18 protein-coding genes are annotated in these 22,964 nt (G+C 45.2%); all 18 read left to right on the top strand.

The window, feature by feature from the left end:
- Nucleotides 1-31: 31 nt before the first annotated feature.
- Nucleotides 32-988, top strand: coding sequence for a YybS family protein (locus tag EO124_RS00630; protein ID WP_127057871.1), 957 nt, complete (start codon nucleotides 32-34; stop codon nucleotides 986-988).
- A gap of 24 nt (nucleotides 989-1,012) precedes the next feature.
- Entirely contained in the window at nucleotides 1,013-3,028 is a 2,016-nt protein-coding gene (locus EO124_RS00625) for a DHH family phosphoesterase (protein ID WP_127057870.1), read from the top strand.
- Nucleotides 3,025-3,471 (top strand): 50S ribosomal protein L9, encoded by a 447-nt coding sequence (gene rplI / locus EO124_RS00620; protein WP_021842069.1) that lies wholly within the window; start codon nucleotides 3,025-3,027, stop codon nucleotides 3,469-3,471. Before EO124_RS00625 ends, rplI begins: the two co-directional genes overlap by 4 nt.
- A 1-nt stretch (nucleotide 3,472) precedes the next feature.
- The gene (gene dnaB, locus EO124_RS00615; protein ID WP_127057869.1) at nucleotides 3,473-4,819 is read left to right on the top strand and encodes a replicative DNA helicase; all 1,347 of its coding nucleotides are present in this window, start codon (nucleotides 3,473-3,475) and stop codon (nucleotides 4,817-4,819) included.
- A 12-nt stretch (nucleotides 4,820-4,831) separates the two neighbouring features.
- Complete coding sequence (locus EO124_RS00610; RefSeq protein ID WP_127057868.1) at nucleotides 4,832-6,028, top strand: M48 family metalloprotease; 1,197 nt, start codon at nucleotides 4,832-4,834, stop codon at nucleotides 6,026-6,028.
- 533 nt (nucleotides 6,029-6,561) lie between these two features.
- A complete protein-coding gene (locus tag EO124_RS00605; protein ID WP_412192126.1) occupies nucleotides 6,562-7,701 on the top strand; it encodes an Ldh family oxidoreductase in 1,140 nt (379 codons plus the stop codon).
- A gap of 333 nt (nucleotides 7,702-8,034) precedes the next feature.
- Nucleotides 8,035-10,044, top strand: a complete 2,010-nt coding sequence (locus EO124_RS00600) for a molybdopterin-containing oxidoreductase family protein (RefSeq protein ID WP_127057867.1) — start codon at nucleotides 8,035-8,037, stop codon at nucleotides 10,042-10,044.
- Between the two features lie 286 nt (nucleotides 10,045-10,330).
- Nucleotides 10,331-11,692, top strand: a complete 1,362-nt coding sequence (gene brnQ / locus EO124_RS00595) for a branched-chain amino acid transport system II carrier protein (protein WP_127057866.1) — start codon at nucleotides 10,331-10,333, stop codon at nucleotides 11,690-11,692.
- 296 nt (nucleotides 11,693-11,988) lie between these two features.
- Complete coding sequence (locus tag EO124_RS00590; RefSeq protein WP_127057865.1) at nucleotides 11,989-13,404, top strand: amino acid permease; 1,416 nt, start codon at nucleotides 11,989-11,991, stop codon at nucleotides 13,402-13,404.
- Between the two features lie 254 nt (nucleotides 13,405-13,658).
- Nucleotides 13,659-13,811, top strand: coding sequence for a hypothetical protein (locus EO124_RS10145; protein ID WP_021842240.1), 153 nt, complete (start codon nucleotides 13,659-13,661; stop codon nucleotides 13,809-13,811).
- Between the two features lie 250 nt (nucleotides 13,812-14,061).
- Nucleotides 14,062-15,720, top strand: coding sequence for a dihydroxy-acid dehydratase (ilvD, locus tag EO124_RS00585; protein ID WP_127057864.1), 1,659 nt, complete (start codon nucleotides 14,062-14,064; stop codon nucleotides 15,718-15,720).
- A gap of 252 nt (nucleotides 15,721-15,972) precedes the next feature.
- Nucleotides 15,973-17,196: a threonine ammonia-lyase gene (gene ilvA / locus EO124_RS00580; RefSeq protein WP_127057863.1), complete on the top strand. Its 1,224-nt coding sequence runs from the start codon at nucleotides 15,973-15,975 to the stop codon at nucleotides 17,194-17,196.
- Between the two features lie 232 nt (nucleotides 17,197-17,428).
- The gene (ilvB, locus tag EO124_RS00575) at nucleotides 17,429-19,171 is read left to right on the top strand and encodes a biosynthetic-type acetolactate synthase large subunit (protein WP_127057862.1); all 1,743 of its coding nucleotides are present in this window, start codon (nucleotides 17,429-17,431) and stop codon (nucleotides 19,169-19,171) included.
- Nucleotides 19,161-19,649, top strand: a complete 489-nt coding sequence (gene ilvN, locus EO124_RS00570) for an acetolactate synthase small subunit (RefSeq protein WP_021842244.1) — start codon at nucleotides 19,161-19,163, stop codon at nucleotides 19,647-19,649. The genes ilvB and ilvN overlap by 11 nt, the downstream gene beginning before the upstream one ends.
- A 48-nt stretch (nucleotides 19,650-19,697) precedes the next feature.
- Nucleotides 19,698-20,708 carry a ketol-acid reductoisomerase gene (gene ilvC, locus EO124_RS00565; protein WP_021842245.1) on the top strand — a complete coding sequence of 337 codons (1,011 nt, stop codon included), beginning with the start codon at nucleotides 19,698-19,700 and terminating at the stop codon, nucleotides 20,706-20,708.
- 342 nt (nucleotides 20,709-21,050) lie between these two features.
- Nucleotides 21,051-21,293, top strand: a complete 243-nt coding sequence (locus EO124_RS00560; RefSeq protein WP_021842247.1) for a DUF1653 domain-containing protein — start codon at nucleotides 21,051-21,053, stop codon at nucleotides 21,291-21,293.
- Nucleotides 21,294-21,346: 53 nt separating this feature from the next.
- Complete coding sequence (locus EO124_RS00555) at nucleotides 21,347-22,120, top strand: HAD family hydrolase (RefSeq protein WP_127057861.1); 774 nt, start codon at nucleotides 21,347-21,349, stop codon at nucleotides 22,118-22,120.
- Between the two features lie 158 nt (nucleotides 22,121-22,278).
- Nucleotides 22,279-22,941 (top strand): peptidylprolyl isomerase, encoded by a 663-nt coding sequence (locus EO124_RS00550; protein ID WP_021842249.1) that lies wholly within the window; start codon nucleotides 22,279-22,281, stop codon nucleotides 22,939-22,941.
- Nucleotides 22,942-22,964: the final 23 nt, after the last annotated feature.

The raw sequence follows: 22,964 nt of genomic DNA, 5'->3' as shown, positions 1-22,964 counted from the left end.
GGTCATACGTCTATTTTGTCAGGAGTAATTTATGAGATATACAGATACGCGAGCCGTAGTGGAAACAGGATTTTTGACGGCTCTTATTATGGTATTTACCTTTGTGGGAGTAACGGTACCGTTTATGGGCTTCCTTGCTTCCATCTTGATGCCCGCCGTACTTGTGGTGTTGGGCGCTCGCCATGGTGTTCGGTGGAGTATTTTGGCGACCGTTACGATGGGGCTGGTTATGTCGGTTGTATTGACACCGTTAGGGGCACTCATGCAAGTGATGACATCGGGTATACCCGGTATTGTCCTGGCCTATGGTTATATACATCGCTGGTCGACCAGTCGGCTTTTGGTATTGCCGGCAGTAACAATGATGGTTACCATCGGTATACAGCTTATGATTGCGCAATATGTGATGCAAATGGATATTGTGACAATGTGGCAAAATTTTCAGCAGGAAGCGTTGACCGAAATGGAAAATGCTTATCGTGAACAAGGACTGATGGATGAACAAGTGACTGCCATGATGACCAGCGTACAGGCCATGCTTAAGCAAATGGCCTATGTGCTTTTGGCCGCTCTATTTATGTCGTCCGTAGTTATTAGTTACTTCATTTGCGCCGTAGCGAATATTATCATGCGCCGCACCGGTGGTGAAGGCGTAACCTTACCGCCCCTTGAAGAGTGGCGTGTACCGCAGTGGACCTTATACATGTTTGCCCTCGGAGTGCTGTTGACGTATTGGGGCAACGAACTGCAATCGGAAGCCATTAATATCGTGGCTTATAATATGTACGCGTTGGGATCGTACATGTTGGTACTGCAGGGTATCGGTTGTTTGTGGACTATTTTTAAAAGCTATGGATTGTCGAACGGCATCCGTTTAGTTTTGATATTTATTACTTTGTTAATGCAATTCGCCACGATGTGGATTGGCATTTTAGATTTAATTTTAAATTTACGTCGTCGTCTGTCGAGACGAATCGGCGATGAGTAAAGAGAAAAAGTAGGGAGCGATCTTATGAATGGGAATGAAGGTTTTTTTGGAGCCTTTGAAAAAACCGCCTTCGTTGTTATCATCGTTTTACTATTAGTGATTGCCTGGCTTAACTGGCAGATGGCGCTATTTGGCCTTTTGTTTGTCGTTGTGGCCTATTTATACAGCAGCCGAGCGGTGTGTAAACAACGACAGCAACGGTATGAGCAATTTAATACGATTGCGAAGGGGATTACCCAAGCGTCGAATTTTGCTTTGCAGAACTTGCCGACAGCAATAGTTATTATTGACAGTAAGGCTCGTGTTTGCTGGTATAATAGCGTGTTCCGTGATTGGATGCCGCAAGATCCGGATAAAACACAACGCCTTAACGGTTTTATTCCGAGTTTACGCCTCGATAAAATCTGGGGCAAGTCCGGCTATTTTAATGAAAAAATTGAAAATAAATATTATCGTGTTATCTATAAATTCATTGATGGCACGGATTATAAAGGGGCGCCTGATTCCGAAGTGGAATCATATATGGCGTTCTACTTTGACGATGTAACCGAATCGGAACAATTGCGCCATGAAGCGGAAGCGATGGCACCGGTATTCGGGTTCCTCATGATGGATAACATCGAAGATGTGACGAAAGGTCTCAGTGACGTTGAGTACACTAACCTTTGGGCGGAAATTAATAATGCTATCGTAGAAGAAATTGACCGTTACGATGGTTTTGTCCGCAACTATGCAGATGATTCGTACATCTTCTGTATTTCTAAAAAAGCGTTAATGAATATGATTGAACAAAACTTCCCGCTTTTGGCGAAGGTTCATAATATTCCGACCAGCCGTCGTATTCCGGCTACTATCAGTATTGGTATTGCTGCCGGTGCGGCTACGATTAAAGAACAATCGGAACGGGCTCGTTCCGGTCTCGAATTAGCTCTTGGCCGCGGTGGCGACCAGGCCAGCGTATATATCGGCGAAGAATTGAAATTCTACGGCGGTAAAACGCAAGGCGCCGAAAAGAATACTCGTGTTCGTGCTCGCGTGGTAGCACAAGCCATTAAAGAACTTATGGATGATGCCGATAACGTTATCGTCATGGGCCATGAGCGTGAAGATTATGACAGTATCGGTGGTGCCATCGGCGTAGCCGCTATGGCTAGAGCGGCCGGTAAATCCGTTCACGTAGCTGTAAGTGATCAAACTGTGGCTATTAAGAAATTGTCAGATTTATTCCCTACCGAACCGGGTTTTGAAAGTCTGTTAATCACGCCACAAGCGGCTGAAGATTTTGTAACCGATACAACCCTCGTATTTGTAGTGGACGTGCATCGACCGGATATGGTAGCGGCGCCAAAAGCCTTGCAGAAGTCTAAACGTCGCGTTGTTATTGACCATCACCGTCGTGCTTCCGACTTTATTGAAAAACCGTTGCTCACTTATTTGGAACCGGCTTCGTCGTCCACCAGTGAGCTGGTAACAGAATTAATTCAGTATTTCGTAGACCCGATTTCACTCAATGTGGTGGAAGCGAGTGCGTTATATGCCGGTATCGTAGTAGATACGAAGAACTTTGTGGTACAAACGGGATCGCGTACTTTTGATGCGGCGTCTTTCTTGCGCCGTTCCGGTGCGGATTTGTCCATTGTGCGCCATTTGTTTATGGAAAGCTTTGACAGCATCCAATTGCGGGCCAAAATGTTGGCCGATGCGGAACGTTTTGACGGCATGGCTATTACCACTTGTCCGGCGGGTATCCAGAATGCATCCATTCTGTCGGCTCAGACAGCGGATAAACTTATCACCATTGAAGGTATCGAAGCCAGCTATGTGCTCTATACTTTGTCGGATGGCGGCATTGGCGTAAGTGCCCGTTCGCAAGGGGCTATGAATATTCAACTTGTTATGGAAGCCTTGGGCGGTGGTGGTCATCGTACTGTAGCCGGCGCCCAGCTATATGATATGACCATGGAAGAAGCGGTGGAAGCTGTAAAAAGTGTAGCTAAAGGCCAGCTTGCTTCTATGAAGAAGGAGGAGAAAGCAGAATGAAAGTAATTTTGTTGGAAGATGTAAAAAAAGTAGGTAAAAAAGGTGAAATCATTGAGGTCAGCGAAGGTTACGGCCGCAATGTGTTGATTAAAAAAGGCCAGGCTTTAGAAGGTACGCCGGCTAACTTGAATAATGCTAAGCAACAACAAGCTTCGGCAGCTCACAAGAAACAAGTAAACGCTGATGAAGCGAAGATTTTGGCCAGCCAGTTGGCTAAAGTAGAAGTACGCATTCCGGTAAAAATGGGTGATGCGGGCCGTGTATTCGGTTCCGTTACCGGTAAAGATATTTCCGATGCTTTGGCCGCTCAATTCGACGTAGCCGTTGATAAAAAGAAAATTGAACTCAAAGAACCACTCAAAACTTTGGGCGTTCATGATGTGTTGATTCGCGTACATCCTGAAATTACGACGACTATTAAAGTTGAATTAGTGGAGGCATAATATGGCGGAAGCGCGCATTCCGCCCCATAGTATTGAGGCGGAGAAGGCTGTTCTCGGTGCTCTTTTAACCGAGAATGATATCTATGATTCCGTCAGCAGTATTGTAGGTCGCAGTGATTTTTATCGCGATGCGCACCGTATTATCTATGAAGCCATTGAAAATATCGTGCGCCGCGGTAATCGTCGCGTCGATATGGTCCTTTTGACAGAAGAATTAACGCGCATGAAAAAACTCGACGAAGTGGGTGGCATTAACTATATTGCGGAACTCACCAATGACGCTATGTCGTCCTTTAATGTGGAAGAGCATGCTCGTATTGTGGCTGAAAAATCAACCTTGCGTCGCCTCATTGATGCGGGTAATCGCATCGTCGGTGAAAGCTACAATGGGGAGAAAACGGTGCCGGACATTTTAAATGATGCGGAAAGCAGTATTTTGAATGTAACCGGTGCGGTGAAGGCGGAAACTTCTTTTGTCAGCCTTGGTGATGTAATGACCAATGTTATGAAACGAATCGGTGAATTACAGAACTATGGTGACAGTTTGACCGGTATTTCGACGGGCTTCAAAGACTTGGATAAGATAACTAACGGCTTGCAACGGTCGGACCTTATCTTGGTGGCCGCTCGTCCATCCATGGGTAAAACAGCGTTCACTTTGAACTTGGCCTATAATGTGGCCGTAAAAGGTAAAGGTTCGGTTGCTTTTTTCTCCTTGGAAATGTCTGCCGAACAATTGGTAGGTCGTATTTTATCTTCCGCTACGGAAGTGCCTTCGGACCGTTTGCGTACGGGGCGCCTCTTACAGGAAGATTGGCCGAAACTTATCGGGCAATTGGAACAACTTGGTGAATCCAAGTTATATATTGATGATACGCCGGGCCTTACGGTACAAATGATGCGCTCCAAACTGCGCCGTTTGAAAGTGGAACAGGGTTTGGATCTTATTATCGTCGACTATGTGCAGCTCATGACGGGGCGCAATGGCGGTAATAGCGATAACCGGCAACAGGAGATTTCGGAAATTTCCCGAAACCTTAAATTGATCGCCCGTGAAATGGACGTACCTTTGATTGCTTTGTCGCAGCTTAGCCGCGGTGTTGAATCGCGTACCGATAAACGACCGGTCTTGAGTGACCTCCGTGAATCGGGTTCGTTGGAACAGGATGCGGACATTGTAGTCTTTTTATATCGTGACAAATATTACAGTAAAGATGAAAATCAGGAAGATGTAACGGAAGTTATTATTCGTAAACATCGTAACGGCGCATTGGGCACGGTAAATCTCTTATTCCAAGGGGAATTCACCAGATTCCGCGATATTACTATGCGTACGGATGAGATGTAAGGGAGGCACTGTATGAAACGCTGGGGACGAACTGTATTGGCGGCGGCTATTGGGATCACCTTGGCCGGCGGTAGCGGTTTTACCGGTTTGTCAGGCTTTAAAGCGGAAGCAGCCGGTATATTTGATGTACTATTGGGCGGAACAATGGCCATGGTAACGGTCAATACGGAATTATCCCGTATTGACGATACTGATGACGGTCAGCAGCAAATGCTCGAAGAACGTCAGAAAAGCACCGGATATTATAATAACTATGCCTATCAGGATCGCGCTAAGCGGATTTTTGAAAGTCTAACCGATACGCCTGACGTAAAGCGGACCTATGTAGTATATGTAACACCGGAAGAAGATGCTAATGCAGCTATGAGTCTTGGCCGTGTCATGTCCATCAATAAAGGTCTCATGGATATGATGGATGATGCAGCGATTGCGTCCGTTGTGGGGCATGAAATCGGTCATGGTGAAAACAAGGATGCCATCCGTGGCATTCGCAAAAGCGTAGCCTTGCAGACGGCAGTTGGTGCCGCTACAGCGAATGCGGGCGGCCTTAGTGTGCTCCTCGGCAATGTGGCGGGTAACTATGTTAACCAGCAGGTATTCAGCGTAAGTCAAGAAAAAGCGGCTGATGAATGGGGCTTTAAACTATTGGCCGATGCAGGCTATAACGTAGGTGCCGCCGCTGTGGCTATGGCGGTTCTGCGCGATAAATACGGCGATTTGTACACCGATGGTTTGGGGCAAATTGTCAATCCCAATAACCATCCGAAGATGAGTCAGCGTATTCTCGATCATTTGAAACGTATTGAGGACTATTCCGGGAAACATGTAAGTGTTACGGATGATGTAGTCTATGTCAATAAAAAGCCTGTTTATACCGGTGAGGCCAGCGGGCAATATACGGGCGCCATGCGTGCTTATTTGGTGGCCGGCAAATTGGCAAGATACTATCACGATAATAATGTAGGAACCCCGGTAGCTCAGGGCAACCAAGTTCTTATGAACGGCAGTTCTTTGGTAACGTTAAGTTCCGTCGATAAAGCTGCGACCATGGAACAGGATTTAAAAGCGGCTATTGACTCTAAGCACAGCAAAAAGGTAAAAGGTGACGATAAGTCAAAAGCGGATAAGAAAGACAAGAAAGCTAAAGTTAAGACTGATACTAAGGTAAAAACCGACAATACAGCCGCTTCGAAAGCAAACTTTGAATAGTATTAATTAATTTTCTAACCGGAACGCCTGTTAAGCGAATGCTTTGACAGGCGTTTTTTTATGCAATATAGTGCAATAATACACTAAAAAATTTCCCGTGAATCATAAGAAATGCCTTAAAATAGGATTTTGAATTTTGACCAAAAACATGAAAAATGTTTGATTTATACGTTTTGTAGTAGACAAATATAGTAATAAAACAGAAAATTTATAGAAAAAATAGCGTAAAATTTTAAAAAATTCATCGTTCCTATTATCAAAACGCATTCATGGATAAAGCTAGTGATAACTAGCAGTTATCGACTCTCATACCGTCAATTATTCGTCAAAAACGCCTTTTCTATGCAGATTTAGTAATGGTTTTTGGACGTTTTTAGGGCTTCGGAGTATTCAACAATCAAAAACCCTGTGCTATAATGAACTTGTCTTTAAAAGGAAATAAGCAATTTGAGAAGGGGACCAAAAAACGTCAGTAATTAGGATTAAGGATTTCTTGAAGAGCTTGTTCCAGGTATATGTTTTCGGAAAAGAGGATTAGACAAATGGGAAACGTAGTAAAATTTAAGTATGAACAACTTGACCAACTTTTATTAGATGCTTTCATGAAATTTGGTTTCTCTGAAAAAGATTCTAAAATTATTCGTGACGTATTGTTGATGTCCGATATGTACGGCATTCAGAGTCATGGTATGCAGCGTCTTGTTCGTTACCACAAAGGTATCGAAAAAGGTACAATCAAAGTTGACGCTCAACCTGAAGTTGTTTTCGAAACTCCAGTATCCGCAGTTATCGACGGTCATGACGGCATGGGCCAATTGATTGGTCACTATGCAATGGAATTAGCTATTAAAAAAGCTAAAGAATCCGGTGTAGGTATCGTTTCTGCACGTAACTCCAACCACTACGGTATTGCCGGTTACTACGCTAACATGGCAGTAGAAGAAGGCTTAATCGGCTTCTCCTGCACTAACTCCGAAGCTATCATGGTTCCTACATATGCTCGTAAAGCTATGTTGGGTTCCAACCCACAAGCTTGGGCAGCTCCTGCTGAACCTTACAACTTCTTCTTCGACGCTTCTACTACAGTAGTAACTCGTGGTAAATTGGAAATGTACAATAAATTAGGTAAACAATTACCTGATGGCTGGGCATTGAATAAAGATGGTAACCCATCCACTGACGCAGCTGATGTATTGAAAAACATCTCCGCTCACGTAGGCGGCGGTATCATGCCACTTGGCGGTAACACTGAACAATTAGGTTCCCATAAAGGTTATGGTAACGGTATGGTTGTTGAATTGTTCGCAGCTATCCTTTCCATGGGCGGCACTTCCAACCACTGCATGAAAGACGGCAAATCCAACATTTGCCACGGCTTCATGGCTATTAACCCTGCATTCTTCGGCGATGCTGACGCTATCAAAAAACATTTCTCCACTTTCTTAACTGAACTTCGTGAAGCTCCTAAAGCTGAAGGTGAAGCACGTATTTACACTCATGGTGAAAAAGAAGTTGAAGCAGTTAAAGACCGTGAAGAAAACGGTATCCCTGTAATCGACAAAACTATGACTGAAGTTTATGAACTTTGCCAGTACTTAGGTCTTGACTTCAGCAAATACTTCGGCGACTACAAACCACCTGTAGCCGGCGATATGTTCACCGGTAACTATTAATAGACGGCCATTGAGCCCTATTAATAGGAGTCCCTTGACTCTCAGTAAATAATGCACCTAGCACATATAGCGCAATGATGATATTGTGCAGTTTAATAGGAAGGGCAGAGCCTATTAAGCAGTAAGAAGAAGAGCAGCTCGCACGGTAACGTGCGGGCTGTTTTTTGTTGAATCAGGAATCAAAAGAATGCATGCTAGTGATATATGCAACAACTGATTCAATATAAGGGGTTTACAATGGTGAGTAGATACATTAAAATAAAACCTTAGCTTGAGATTATAGTGGAGAACTATAATTTGAGGAAAAAATTAACATGAAAAGGAGAGCGCTTTATGAGTAAACGAGAAATCAATGCTGTGTGCCCGTATGACTGCCCCGATGCGTGTGGTTTGGTATTAACGGTAGAGAATAATACCGTATTAAGTGTAAAGGGCAATCCGGATCATGCGTTTACGCGCGGTACTTTATGCCCTAAAATGGTGCATTATGAAGACACAATTCACTCACCGGAACGCTTGCGGACACCGTTAAAACGTGTCGGTCCGAAAGGCAGTGGTGAGTTTGAACCCATTACTTGGGAAGAAGCAGTGGCAACGATTGCTGCTCGTTTTAAGGATAGCCTTCAAAAATACGGTGGCCGGAGTATCATGCCTTATTCCTATGCAGGAACTATGGGGCTTATTCAAAAAGCCGCTGCTTTTCCGCTGTTTGCCCGTTTGGGGGCAGTGCGACATAATCGGGGGATATGCTCACCGGCCAAAACATACGGGTGGAATATGGTTATGGGTGATACATTCGGAACGCGCCCACAGGAAATGAGTCACAGTGATCTTGTTATTCTTTGGAGTCTGAACGCGTTGGCTACAGAAATCCACATTATGCATGATGTGAAGGCAGCGAAAGCACGGGGCGCCAAAGTATGGGTTATCGATATTTACAAAACCACCACTTGTGCCCAAGCCGATGAAGTAATCATTACCAAACCGGGGACAGACGGTGCCTTGGCGCTAGGGATTCTTCATATTTTAGAACGGGATAATTTGGTGAATCGTCAGTTTATAGCGGACCATGTTATCGGTTTTGATGAATTGGCGAAAGAATCACTACCTGCATACACGCCGGCGAAGGTATCCGCCATTACAGGCGTACCGGTAGCACAAATCAAAGCATTGGCGCATGCTTACGGCAGAGCGAAAGCTCCGTTTATCCGCTTGGGTAGCGGGCTATCCCGCTATGGCAACGGAGCCATGACCGTTCGTGCCATTACATGTTTACCGGCCGTGGTCGGAGCCTATGAAACGTTGGGCGGTGGCCTTTTGAGCGATGCAAAAGGCAGTTTTTACGTTAATGACAAAATTATGTCTTGGGATGTTCATGCCGGTAAGGTCGTGCCGATGATACCGATGGTTAAATTAGGCGAAATATTGACTCAACAAGAAGAGCCTATTCGCTGCCTTTATATTTATTCATCAAACCCGGCCATTACGGCGCCGGACCAGAATGTGGTGCGCCGCGGACTGGCTCGTGAAGATTTATTTACTGTCGTGCATGAGCGATTTTTGACTGACACGGCTAAATATGCGGATATCGTGTTGCCCGCGACTTCGTCGGTGGAAGCGGATGATATTTATAATTCCTACGGTCACTATACGAGCGGAATCGGTTATAAAGCAATTGAACCGATTGGTGAAAGTAAGTCGAACTGGGACACGATTCGCCTAATCGCTAAAGCAATGGGGATTACGGATCCGTTTTTTGACAAAACAGCTTTAGATTTAATTCATGATACGCTTGATGCGGCTGTTAATGTACCGGCGGAATTGAAAGAAAAATTACTACAAGGCGAACCGGTGGAAATGCCGGTGCCAAGCGATTACAAAATGAATTTCAAAACGGCGTCCCGCAAGATTGAAATCTTGAATACTGTATTAGCTGAGCCGTTGCCGCGCTATGTGGAGTCGCACAGTGATACGGTGGCCAAAGGCGAGTTCGCCCTTATTAATGCGCCGGATTTACGAATCCTTGACTCGTCGTTCAATGAACGGGTCTTTGATACGTCGAAACCGATGATGGGGGCGTGGCTTAATCCGATAGATGCGGAAAGACTCGGCGTTGTTGAAGGTGATTTGGTACGCCTTCATAATGAGCAAGGGACCCTACAGATGCCGGTATATTTGGATGAAGGGATTAGCCCTAAAACGGTAGTTTCTTATGGTGTTTGGTGGCAACGCTACTCTTCGGATCCTCGAAACAGCATTAATGCGTTAACCTCATCGAGACTGACCGATTATGCAGAAGGTAGTACTTTTTATGACGTAAAAGTGGATATTACGCCTCTATAGGATAGAACTGTCTCCATTTACAAAATAAAATGATGAGTTTTTAGAAGTTGAATGAGAATTGTCAACTTTATTATAAAATGATGATTACACATATTGTTCAGTTAAAATGGGCTTTCTGGGGAATTTATGATTCGGCTTTTTTGATAAGAGTATGATATTTGATATAAATTTATGCGAAAAAGTAATAAATAAACCGGAAAAAATTTTTAAAATACATTTGTACAATATGTAAAAACGTTGTATAATCTATTGCAAACCTATTTTAATTGAGAGAGGATGGGGACTTATGAATACTGAAAATGTAAAGTTGAGTAATCGAGCTTATATAGCTATAGGCTTGATGTTGTTCGCATTGTTTTTTGGTGCGGGCAATCTGATTTTCCCGGCGTCATTAGGACAACAGGCCGGGGTTAATGTGTGGTGGGCTGTCTTAGGCTTCATTGTGACAGGTGTAGGCTTGCCGCTCCTCGGTGTTATGGCTATGGGTTATTCCGGTGCTAAAGACTTACAGGCATTGGCCGGCCGAGTTCATCCATTATATGGATTCCTTTTCACGGTATTATTATATTTAACTATCGGACCTGCCTTCGCTATTCCGCGTACCGGCACCGTATCTTATGAAATTGCTGTTCGCCCGTTCTTAGCCGGTGGCGGCAATGATATGTCACAGACTATTTTCTTGGTAGTATTCTTCGTAATATCTCTTTGGTTATCTATTAACCCTGCCAAATTGGTAGACCGTATCGGTAAAGTGTTGACGCCATTATTGTTAATCAGTATCTGTGCTTTGATCGTAAAATCTTTGGTTACACCAATGGGTTCTTATATGAATCCGACTGAATCCTATGCTACCGCAGGTGTTGCCGTTGTTCAAGGTATCCTTGACGGCTATAACACAATGGATGCGTTGGCTTCCTTGGTATTTGCTATTCTTGTTATCGACTTTGTAAAATTGTCCGGTGCCCAAACGAAAGAAGAAGTAACCAGTGCTACTTTTAAAGCGGGCATCATCGCCGTTGCTTGCCTTGGTTTTGTATACATTTTCGTAGCTAATTTGGGGGCTACCAGCGTACAGCAACTCGGCATTTTGGAAACAGGTGCGCCTGTATTGGCTGAAAGTGCTAAATACCTCTTCGGTGGTGTCGGTGCTTTAATTTTGGCCGTTATCGTATTATTAGCTTGTTTGACAACCAGTATCGGTTTGATCACATCTTGTGCTAAATATTTCCAACGTGTATTCCCGGTTATCGGTTATAAATCCTATGCCGTAATTTTCACCGTTGTATCGTTCTTCATCGGTATGTATGGTTTGAAAACTATCATCGTAGCTGCCATTCCGGTGTTGATGTTCTTATATCCGTTGACCATTGCCATCATCGCTTTGGCATTCTTGAATAACACATTCCAAGGCCGTCAATGTGTATATGTTTGGACTATCGGTTTGACATGTGTAGCCGCTTTTGTCAGCGGTGCTGAAACAGCCGGTGTAAGCCTTGGTGCGTTCGGCGAATGGTTTGCTAATTATGTACCGTTCCATAACGTAGGTATGGGCTGGATTCCGTTTACTGTGGTAGGTTTTGTGGTAGGCTTTATCAATAAAGCTTTAGTATCTAAATCGGCCGTAAATGGTGAAGAAAAAACTGCATAATCATTGAATAATGCGTGAGTCATTATTTAGAAATAACAACAAAAGGCAGTCCTTGGGGCTGCCTTTTTTGTGTGCCGGTAATTTTTGCAAGGGAAATTAGTTAGCGCGGCATAGAGAATCTTCCGGTGGAATCGTTTTGGTTATCTTTGTAAATAGTGTATAATAGTTAGGTAAAGCCTGGGTAATGTGCGGTTTAATAAACTTGATAGTATGTAATGCAATTTGTGCGATATGGATTATCAAAGTGATAAGGGCCAGTGCCGGGCAAGTAGCGTAAGTAGTATAGGAGGATTTTTGTGATTTCGTTGCGTAGGAAGCCGTTGGCTGATTTGACTGCAGCGGCGGCGGAGAAAAAATTAACCAAAGCATTGAGCGCTTTGGATGTTACCCTATTAGGTTTAGGCGTTATTATCGGGACGGGTATTTTCGTACTTACCGGTATCGGAGCCGCCAATTATGCGGGACCGGGCCTTATGTTATCATTCGTATTGGCAGCTGTTACTTGTGCCTTTGTATGTTTGGCCTATGCGGAGCTGGTGGCCATGTTGCCGGTTTCAGGCAGTGCTTACACCTACACCTATGCGTCCCTGGGCGAATTCTTCGGCTGGTGGGTCGGCTGGGGCTTGGTCCTTGAATACTCGGTCGGAGCCAGTGCGGTAGCCGGCGGTTGGTCGGCATATCTCGTGGGCATCTTGCATGCAGCGGGTATCGATTTGCCGAAGGCTTTAACGGCGGTTCCCTATGAAGGGGGCATTGTGAATTTGCCGGCCATGTTGGTGGTGCTGTTCGTTACCGGGCTCTTGGTTCTGGGGATTCGTGAAAGTGCGCGAGTTAATCGCATACTGGTTTTAATCAAAGTGGGTACGATTTTCTTGTTCCTTTTCTTGGCGGCCCCTCATGTGGACCCGATTAATTGGGAGCCGTTTTTACCATACGGTTGGCAAGGCGTCGCAGCCGGTACGGGCATTTTATTCTTTGCCTATCTCGGGGTTGACTCCATTGCGACGGCGGCGGAAGAAACAAAGAATCCTAAAGTGGATATGCCGGTGGGCATTATTGCTTCACTGCTTATCTGCACGGTTTTATACATTGCGGTCAGCATTGTCATGACCGGCGTGGTACCGTATCAACAGCTTGATACGGCGGCACCGGCGTCCTACGTACTTGAATATGTAGGCATGCGAGCCGGTTCGGCCATTGTCGGGACCGGTGCGCTTTGTGGTTTGTCCACGGTGCTCTTGGTTATGATCTATGCGCAGACCCGTGCTTTTTACGCCATGAGTCGTGACGGTTTGATTCCGCGCAGCTTATGTCGCATTCATAAAAAGTTTCACACGCCCCACATTATTACGATGATTGTAGGTGTGGTGGTTTCATTGATTGCGGGCTTCACGCCGATTCATATTGTAGCTGAAATGTGTTCGGCCGGTACCTTGTTTGCCTTCATGTGTTCGGCTCTCGGGGTTATGGTGTTACGTCGGGTATATCCGGATGTGAAACGCGATTTTCGTTGCCCTGCCGTGTATGTGGTAGCACCGCTGGCTATCATTTTCTGCCTCTTTGTATTCTCACAATTATCGGCTCATACTATAGAGCTCTTTGTGGGTTGGAGTATTTTAGGCTTTTTGGTTTACATGGGCTACGGCCGCAAGCATAGCGTCTTGCTTAACGGTAACCGTGAGGCTACGGAGTCGCCTCAGGAAGCTCAATAATTAAATAAAAGCTAAGTTATGGTGCGCCATGAGTATGTATGCTCGTGGCGCATTTTTGTATTGTTTATTAGGTATGGATTTTTGTCTATTATTTTAAAAAAATTGAAAATTAGTACTTGCAATTTTAAAAATGAAGTGCTAATATAATGAACAACGATACAAGGTCAGTGGACAGTTGGTCGTTGGAATTTTCAGATATCGATTTAAGTTACGTGCCAAGGCACATAAAATACTGTGGAAAGGAGGACAATGTTATGTTAGGTTTAGTCGTGCTCATTATTAGCTTGCTCATTATTATTGACATTATTATCGTCATTAGCCGTGAACAAAACTTAACAGACATCGTCTTAAAAGTTTCCACAAATCATGGCCCTGAGCTCCCCTTGATGCAAGGGAAGGCAAGCTAATAAAGAGCTTGGGCCATAAACCGTATACTGTATTTCGTATATTTGTGAGAGACAAGAGAACATTTAGCCGGATATTTTTAAGACGATTCTTCGGAATCGTCTTTTTTTATTACTAACACGATATTTCAAGAAGTGCCGAAAATTGAATGGCAATTATGAAGTGACATCGTTAAAATTTATTAAGTACCAAGAACTTAAACTACAGGCGAAGGCCTTGCAAGTTATTCGATTAGGAAAAGGAGCGAGAAACATGCGAAGTGATAATTTTTCAAAAGGAGTGGCCAGAGCGCCGCATCGGTCATTGTTGAAGGCCTTGGGATTTGTGAACGAAGAAATCGGTAAACCGGTCATCGGCATCGCCAATTCGTTCAACGAAATTATTCCGGGGCACATGCATCTACGCAACCTGGTGCAGGCTGTGAAAGACGGGATTCGCGAAGCCGGCGGCATTCCCATGGAGTTCAACACTATCGGGATTTGCGATGGCACGGCCATGAATCACATCGGCATGAAGTACTCGCTGGTGACACGCCAAATCGTAGCCGACTCGATTGAAGCAACGGCCATGGCTACACCGTTTGACGGGCTCGTGTTCATTCCGAACTGCGACAAGATCGTACCGGGCATGTTGATGGCGGCAGCCAGATTGAATCTGCCAAGTGTTTTCGTCAGCGGCGGAGCGATGCTCGCCGGGCGACATCAAGGCAAACGGGTAGGCCTCAGCGATGTATTCGAAGCGGTAGGCAAGGTAGAAGCAGGGCTCATGAGCGAGGCGGAATTAGCACAGCTCGAAGATACAGCTTGTCCGACTTGCGGCTCCTGCTCCGGGATGTACACGGCGAACACCATGAACTGCCTCACCGAAGCTTTGGGCATGGCTCTTCCGGGGAACGGTACGATACCGGCGGTATACTCGGAACGACTAAGATTGGCTAAGCGGGCAGGACTTCAAGTGATGGAGGTTTTGAAAGCGGATTTAAGACCGCGGGATGTACTTACCAAGGACGCTTTTGAAAACGCCGTCGCTGTCGACATGGTGCTTGGCGGTTCGACGAACACGGCCTTACATTTACCGGCAGTAGCCCATGAGGCGGGTGTAAAACTAAGCTTGGATGATTTTAACCGACTCGCTGAAGTTACACCGCAGCTGGCAAAATTATCACCATCCGGTTCGTACTTCATTGAAGACTTGTATGCAGCGGGCGGTATTCCCGCCGTACTTCATCGTTTACAGGAAGCGGGCAAGTTACACGAAGATGCCAAATCCGTAACTTTGGTTACACAAGGGGAACTTGCTAAAGTAGCTAAAGTGCTGGATGAAGATGTAGTCCATCCGTGGTCCAATCCGGTTTATGAAACCGGTGGTATTGCGGTTCTGAAAGGTAATTTGGCGCCGGACGGTTCGGTAGTTAAAGCCGGTGCAGTGAATCCGGAAATGTTGGTACACAGTGGTCCGGCCAGAGTATTTGATTCGGAAGAAGCGGCTTGTGAAGCCATTACATCGAATCAAATTAAGAAAGGTGATGTGGTGGTTATCCGTTACGCCGGTCCGAAAGGTGGACCGGGGATGCCGGAAATGTTGACCCCCACATCCACGATTACCGGTATGGGCCTTGGTAAGGATGTGGCACTTATTACGGACGGACGCTTCTCGGGCGCTACCCGAGGCGCTTCCATCGGTCATATTTCACCGGAAGCGGCGGCCGGGGGGCCGTTGGCACTGGTGCAGGAAGGCGATGTGATTGACATCGACATTCCAAACCGCAGCTTGTCGGTGCGTTTGACGGAAGAAGAAATGGCAAAACGAAGAGCCAATCTAAAGCCTCATGATTCCGGTGCTACGGGTTACTTGAAAAAGTATGCTACATTCGTATCGTCGGCAGCCGAAGGAGCTATTGAAAAATATTAAGCGTTTAATAACCGGGGAAGCTGCTAAAAAGGCGCGTTAATCGGCAAGACCTGAGAGACCTGGCCGATATAGAGAAACGATGAGAGAGAACATTTTATAAGGTGTGAGAGACCTTTTATATAGAGACATTGAGAGAGTTTTGACTAAGACTTGAGAAACCTTAGCCATAGCGAGAAAAAATCGAGAGAGAACATTAAATGAGGCGTGAGAAACCTTAGCATAGAGAGATTTGAGCAAAAAAGGATGGGTAGGATGTTAACACTGTATGATTTTATAGAAGCAAGAGAGCGTTTGCAGACGGTAACGGTCAAAACAAAGCTAATACACAGCACGGTATTTTCAGATGAATCGGGCAATGATGTGTATATTAAACCGGAGAATTTACAACGGACCGGTTCCTTCAAATTAAGAGGGGCGTACAACAAGATTGCTAAGCTTACGAAGGATGAAAAAGCGCGTGGCGTTATTGCTTCCTCCGCCGGCAATCACGCACAAGGCGTGGCGCTCGGGGCTCAACGATTAGGTACTAAAGCAGTTATCGTAATGCCGAAGCCAAGCCCGCTCATCAAGATTGAAGCAACTCGGCAATATGGTGCCGAAGTTGTGCTGGCCGGTGAAGTATATGATGAAGCCTATGCCGAAGCGGTTCGCTTACAAGAGGAAAACGGCTATGTGTTTGTACATCCTTTCAATGATGAAGACGTCATCGAAGGTCAGGGGACAATTGCTTTGGAAGTGCTTGAAGAATTGCCGGATGCGGATATCTTGCTTGTGCCAATCGGTGGTGGCGGCTTAGTTGCAGGCGTAGCGGCAGCGGCCAAATTAAAAAATCCGTCCATTAAAGTGGTCGGTGTCGAACCGGAAGGCGCGGCCAGTGCGGTAGCTGCATTAAAAGCAGATAAACCGGTAGTGCTCGACAGTGTCAGCACGATTGCTGATGGGGCGGCGGTTAAGCAGATCGGCAATGTGACCTTGAAGTATATTAAAGAATATGTCGATGAAATCGTCACCGTATCCGATTACGAATTGATGGAAGCCTTCTTGTTGCTTGCGGAAAAACATAAAATCGTCGGTGAAAATGCAGGACTTTTATCCGTCGCGGGGTTAAAGAAACTAAAGGAAAAAGGCAAAAAGGTAGTATCTATATTAAGCGGCGGGAACATCGATGTATTGACCATCGCCTCCATGATTAATAAAGGCTTGGTATTGCGGGGACGAATTTTTACCTTCTCCGTAAACTTGCCGGACAAACCGGGCCAACTGGTAGCGGTATCGGAAATTCTGGCCGGTCAAAATGCCAATGTTATTAAACTGGAACATAATCAGTTCAAAAACTTGGATCGTTTCCACGAAGTAGAATTACAGGTAACGGTAGAAACTAACGGTGAAGAACATATTCGCCGCATTACCGAAGAGTTTGCTAAAAAGGGTTACACAATTCGCCGTATCAATACGAGCGAAATAAACGAACGTTAACAGATTTAGTTATTTTTAAAGAATTAGTCATGAAAAATTAGTTATACGAAACAATTAAAATAGGTTGCAGTAAATCAAAAAAGAATTAAACAGTATTAGTTAAAATCTGAGAAAACGTTCGAAGTGATGGCTTGCAAAGACAAGCAAACGATGAGAAAAATTTGAGAGAAATATTTTAGAAATCTAAAAGAAAAAGTACTGTTTTGAGAAAACAGAGAGAGGATGTGAGCGAATGGGGGACGCCATGATAAACGGGGCGCGCATCGTATTGGAAACGCTTCATCGCATGGGAGTGACCGATTTTTTCGGGTATCCCGGCGGCGCCGTTATCCCGATTTACGATGAAATCTATAAATACCCGAAGCTGAACCATTATTTTGCCCGCCACGAACAAGGGGCGGCACATGAGGCCGATGGTTACGCCAGAGCTACCGGTAAATGCGGTGTGTGCCTTGCGACATCGGGGCCGGGGGCGACTAATTTGGTGACCGGTCTTATGACGGCCCATATGGATTCCGTGCCGGTGCTGGCTATTACAGGCCAGGTCGGTTGTGCTTTACTCGGTAAAGATGCGTTCCAAGAGTCCGACGTTGTGGGGATTACGATGCCGATTACGAAAAATAATTACCTCGTAAAATCGATTTACGATTTGCCTCGCATCCTGCGCGAAGCCTATTATATCGCGACGACGGGGCGGCCGGGTCCGGTGCTCGTAGATATTCCGAAAGACGTGCAGCTAAAAGAGATTACGCGAGACGAATTCGATAAGCTTTATGAAGAGCCCTTTGCTCTCGAAGGCTATGAACCGAATTATAAAGGCCATCCTAAGCAGATAAAAAAAGCGGCCAAGGTCTTGAAAAATGCGAAGCGCCCGTTGATTATTGCCGGCGCCGGTGTCTTAAAAGGTCGTGCTTCGGCAGAACTTTTTGAACTGGCTGCAAAAGCCCAAATTCCGGTGACGAATACATTGCTTGGCTTGGGATCTTTTCCGGGGGATCATGAGTTATTCTTGGGGATGCTCGGCATGCACGGAACGGCAGCTGCAAACTTCGCTACTGATGAAGCTGATGTAGTTTTGGCCGCAGGGATTCGCTTCGATGACCGCATCGCCGGTAATCCGGAAGCGTTTTGCAAAAACGCTACCATTATTCACATCGACATCGACCCGGCGGAAATTGAGAAAAACCGTAAGGTGGATGTGCCGATTGTAGGTGATGTAAAACAGGTTTTACAGGCGTTGAATAAGGAGCTGAAAATCGGCGAAGACGAGGCTAAGGTGGCCGCTCATGAGGCTTGGCTCACACAGATTAAGGCTTGGCAAGAACAATATGCGTTGCGTTATAATGAACAACCAGACGGTACTTTGCCACCGCAGCAAGTGTTAAAAACACTTAATGAATTGCTTCAAGGTGATGCGGTTATCGTCACCGATGTGGGGCAACATCAAATGTGGGCTGCTCAGTATTTTACCTATCGGAAACCGAACAGTATCGTTACATCCGGCGGCGCCGGTACGATGGGTTTCGGCTTACCGGCTGCCATCGGGGCGCAAGTGGGGATGCCAAAGAGCAAAGTGGTCCTTGTTGTAGGCGATGGCGGTTTTCAGATGACGGCGCATGAATTAATGCTCATTAATCAGTATAAATTGCCGGTGAAAATCGTACTCCTTAATAATTCCTATTTGGGCATGGTGCGGCAGTGGCAAGAGCTTTTTAACGATAAGCGTTATTCCTACGTTGACTTATCTTGTAATCCGGATTTTCAGACGTTGGCAACCGCTTATGGTGTACGCAGCGTCAAAATTGAAGGTGCGGCGGACTTAAAAGCAAAGTTAAAAGCGGCGCTTGATGCGGACGATGGCGTGCTCATTGAATGCGTGGTAGCGCGCGAAGAAAATGTGTATCCTATGATTCCGGCCGGTATGACGGTAGCGGATATGCGCGGTAAGGAAGGGGTGGCTGACGATGTCGAATGAGCATCAAATTCTGGTGATAACTAAAAACACATCCGGCATCGGCGCTCGCGTGCTGGCGCTTTTTAACCGGCGCGGCTATTCCGTGAAAAAAATGACTTCCGGTGTAACGGTTCAACCGGGCTATGCCCGTATGACTCTTACGGTGGATGCCGATTCGGATACATTGGATCAAATCCAAAAACAGATTTATAAAATTATCGACGTAGTTAAAGTGAAAGTATTCCCCAAGACCGATGTGGTACGACGCGAGCTGATGCTGATTAAAGTAAAAGCTGACGACCAGACCCGTTCACAAATTGTGCAGATTGCTAATATTTATCGCGGCAATGTGCTCGATGTGGCACCAACGTCACTCATCATTGAACTGACGGGGGATGAAGAAAAACTACGCGGCTTTATTGATATTATGAAACCCTACGGGGTGCTTGAAATGGCTAAAACGGGCGTGACGGCAATGAGCCGGGGCGAACGATTATAAGCGATAGATTAGGTTAGCCGGGGAGCCGGCAGAGAGAGAGGAACAATTATGGCAGGAACAATCTATGGAGCAACAGTTTATTATGATGCAGATTGCAATTTGGACGCATTAAAAGGTAAAAAAATCACCGTACTTGGTTACGGTTCACAAGGGCATGCTCATGCGCTTAATTTAAAAGAAAACGGCATGGATGTTACCGTAGGCCTTCGTGAAGGCTCTAAATCTTGGCAAGTAGCCGAAAAAGACGGGTTACCGGTTAAAGTGACGGCTGATGCAGTGAAAGATGCTGATGTTGTTATGGTTCTTATTCCTGATGAATTACAGGCCGAAACCTATAAAAAAGACGTAGAACCGAATCTCAAAAAAGGTGCCTATCTCGGCTTTGCTCATGGCTTCAATGTTCATTTCAAAAAAATCGTGCCACCGGCCGATGTGAATGTATTCATGGTCGCCCCTAAAGGTCCGGGCCATCTCGTTCGTCGTACGTTCCAAGAAGGCAGCGGTGTACCAAGCCTTTATGCGGTAGAAAAAGATCCATCCGGCGATACGAAAGAATTGGCCTTGGCTTGGGCGGCCGGTATCGGTGCCGGTCGTGCGGGCATCTTGGGCACAACCTTCCGTGAAGAAACAGAAACCGATTTGTTCGGTGAACAAGCCGTTCTTTGCGGCGGTATCTGCGAATTGATGCAGGCCGGTTTTGAAACCTTGACGAAGGCCGGTTATCATCCGGTTAATGCCTACTTCGAATGCGTTCACGAAATGAAACTTATCGTAGATCTTATCTATGAAGGCGGTTTCCACACCATGCGCAACTCCATTTCCAATACGGCAGAATACGGTGACTATGCAACCGGTACTAAATTAATCACGGCTGAAACACGCAAAAAGATGGAAGAAATCTTGAAGGATATCCAATCCGGTGCCTTTGCCGATGAATTCTTGGCAGATTACAACGACGGCTTCAAGAAACTCTATGCTCGTCGTGAAAAAGCAGCTAACCATGAATCCGAAAAAGTGGGCGCCGAACTTCGCGGCTTGATGAGTTGGATTAAAAAATAAGAAGAATGATGCTTCAGAGCCTGTATTCATGCTGTAGAGAATATAGAAAGAGCATATAAAATCCTATGAAAGCAATTTGCGTTCCAAACGAAATGGAACGCAAATTGCTTTTTTGTTTCAAATATGGAGCAAAAATGGAATGCAAAGTTGAAATTGTTTAAAAATAGAATATAAAATGGAACGCAAATTGATTTTTGTTTCAAAGATGGAACGAAAAATGGAACGAAAAAATTTGCGTTCCATTTTTATAAGTTGAAAAGTATTTATTTTTGCCCTCATATGTTACAATAAAAAAAGCGAAACAATGAGTTTTATTCTTAATCACAACTTATGGGAGGTCGTATGCACGAAATCGTAGTAGGTGGCTTATATCGCCATTTCAAAGGCATGTATTATTACGTAAAAGACATCGCCGTTCATTCGGAAACGGGGGAACCTTTCGTTGTGTATCAGCAGTTATATGGTGAACGCAAGACGTACATTCGTCCGTTGTCTATGTTTGCAAGTCCGGTAGATCATGAAAAATATCCTGATGTAACACAGAAAGAACGGTTTAAACTGATGTCGGGCCGTGACAAAGCATAAAAACACATTTAACTGTATAATTATATGAAATATTAATGTGATGGGAGGCATTGATGAAAAAGAAATTCTTCTTTTTTGACGTTGATAACACGCTGGCTGTTTGGCCGGATGGCATTATTCCAAAAAGTGCTCAAATGACGCTCGACACGTTAAAGGCGAACGGTCATCGCGTAGCGTTGGCGACGGGGCGCTTGCAAATTGATGCGAAACGCTTTGCCGATATGGCCAATGTCCATGACTTTGTGGCTGATGGCGGTAAGAGTGTGACCGTTAATAATGAGATATTATTTATGGAAGGCTTGGATAGAGAAGCGTGCCTTAACTATTTGGCACAACTGGACAGGTTGGGGCTTCACTGGGCCGTAACCGATGTGAATGAATTAGTCCGGGTTACACCGTATGAAGAAGTGCTTAACTGGCATCCTGTTTGGGATGTATGCACGACCAAATACGATCCGAATTTTGACTATCGTAAGGTAGAGCATTTTTACAAGATTTATGCCTACATGACACCGGAACAAGAAGCTGCCACCGGCGTCGTTCATATGTCGAATGACATTATTCGCTATGGCAATGATTGCATCTTGTTTGAACCTATGGTTAAAGGGGAAGGCGTGCGTCGTATGATTGCCTATTACGGCATGGAACCGGCCGATGTGGTAGTGTTCGGCGACGGCTATAATGATTTGTCTATGTTTAGTCCGGAATGGCTTAACATTGCCATGGGGAATGCCCGTGAAGAGCTTAAAGCGGCGGCTGATTATATTACGGCCGATTGCAATAATGACGGCATTTACGAAGCTTGTAAAAATTTCGGTTGGATTTAAGTTTTTGGTCTGTTGATGGCCTTAGAGCCGCGCGTCACAAATGAAAATCGAAAATTTTAAAATCCCTCTAGCCTAATTTAATACTCTATGCTATAATAAAATGTCAAAAGTACCGCTCATATTGTTTGTGAGCGGTTTTTCATATATTGGAGGTACAGATGAAGCTGACGTATTTTTATACAAATTGGCGACGTTTGTGCTCGGTTGGTTTATTGGGGATGACCATGCTCGTAACTGCCGCTTGCGGTACGGCGGCAGGCAGCTCGGCCGACCAAAATACAGCACAAAACAGCCAGACCGGTACCTTGCAAGCACCGACGCTTGATAACACGCCGGTCAAAGATCATTATGCCGTGTTTAACACCACGGAAGGCACTTTTAAAGTTCGTTTATACGGTACCAAAACACCGATTACAGTTAAAAACTTCGACTACTTGGTAAAACAAGGTTATTATAACGATTTAACATTCCATCGCGTTATTGACGGCTTTATGATTCAAGGCGGCGATGACGGTAAAGGCGGTCCGGGTTATACTATTCCGGATGAATTTGTAAATGATTTACATTTTAACAAAATGGGCCTTTTGGCCATGGCCAACCGCGGGCCGAATACAGGTGGGGCGCAATTCTTTATTACTTTAGGGCCGACACCGTGGCTCGACAATAAGCATACCATTTTCGGCGTTGTTACGCAGGGCATGGATGTAGTTGCTAAAATCGGCAAAGTACAGACCGATAAAAATGACAAGCCCTTAGCGCCGGTTGTGATTAAGTCGATTACTTTGGAGCCGATTACGGACACTCAAGGTAGTAGCAAATAGTGCAATAATTAGCTGTAAATAGA

The organism is Veillonella ratti (assembly GCF_003992115.1).
GTDB lineage: Bacteria > Bacillota > Negativicutes > Veillonellales > Veillonellaceae > Veillonella_A > Veillonella_A ratti.
Note: the sequence above shows the minus strand (reverse complement) of the source record. Positions and strands in the feature narration are given on the sequence as shown.

Bases quoted from the DNA above. Each gene is read 5' to 3' on its own strand.
- EO124_RS00610 (WP_127057868.1), top strand. From the start codon at position 4,832: ATGAAACGCTGGGGACGAACTGTATTGGCGGCGGCTATTGGGATCACC.
- rplI (WP_021842069.1), top strand. From the start codon at position 3,025: ATGAAAGTAATTTTGTTGGAAGATGTAAAAAAAGTAGGTAAAAAAGGT.
- EO124_RS00630 (WP_127057871.1), top strand. From the start codon at position 32: ATGAGATATACAGATACGCGAGCCGTAGTGGAAACAGGATTTTTGACG.
- EO124_RS00555 (WP_127057861.1), top strand. From the start codon at position 21,347: ATGAAAAAGAAATTCTTCTTTTTTGACGTTGATAACACGCTGGCTGTT.
- ilvA (WP_127057863.1), top strand. From the start codon at position 15,973: ATGTTAACACTGTATGATTTTATAGAAGCAAGAGAGCGTTTGCAGACG.
- EO124_RS00625 (WP_127057870.1), top strand. From the start codon at position 1,013: ATGAATGGGAATGAAGGTTTTTTTGGAGCCTTTGAAAAAACCGCCTTC.
- ilvB (WP_127057862.1), top strand. From the start codon at position 17,429: ATGGGGGACGCCATGATAAACGGGGCGCGCATCGTATTGGAAACGCTT.
- dnaB (WP_127057869.1), top strand. From the start codon at position 3,473: ATGGCGGAAGCGCGCATTCCGCCCCATAGTATTGAGGCGGAGAAGGCT.
- EO124_RS00550 (WP_021842249.1), top strand. From the start codon at position 22,279: ATGAAGCTGACGTATTTTTATACAAATTGGCGACGTTTGTGCTCGGTT.
- EO124_RS00600 (WP_127057867.1), top strand. From the start codon at position 8,035: ATGAGTAAACGAGAAATCAATGCTGTGTGCCCGTATGACTGCCCCGAT.
- EO124_RS10145 (WP_021842240.1), top strand. From the start codon at position 13,659: ATGTTAGGTTTAGTCGTGCTCATTATTAGCTTGCTCATTATTATTGAC.
- ilvN (WP_021842244.1), top strand. From the start codon at position 19,161: ATGTCGAATGAGCATCAAATTCTGGTGATAACTAAAAACACATCCGGC.
- brnQ (WP_127057866.1), top strand. From the start codon at position 10,331: ATGAATACTGAAAATGTAAAGTTGAGTAATCGAGCTTATATAGCTATA.
- ilvC (WP_021842245.1), top strand. From the start codon at position 19,698: ATGGCAGGAACAATCTATGGAGCAACAGTTTATTATGATGCAGATTGC.
- EO124_RS00560 (WP_021842247.1), top strand. From the start codon at position 21,051: ATGCACGAAATCGTAGTAGGTGGCTTATATCGCCATTTCAAAGGCATG.
- ilvD (WP_127057864.1), top strand. From the start codon at position 14,062: ATGCGAAGTGATAATTTTTCAAAAGGAGTGGCCAGAGCGCCGCATCGG.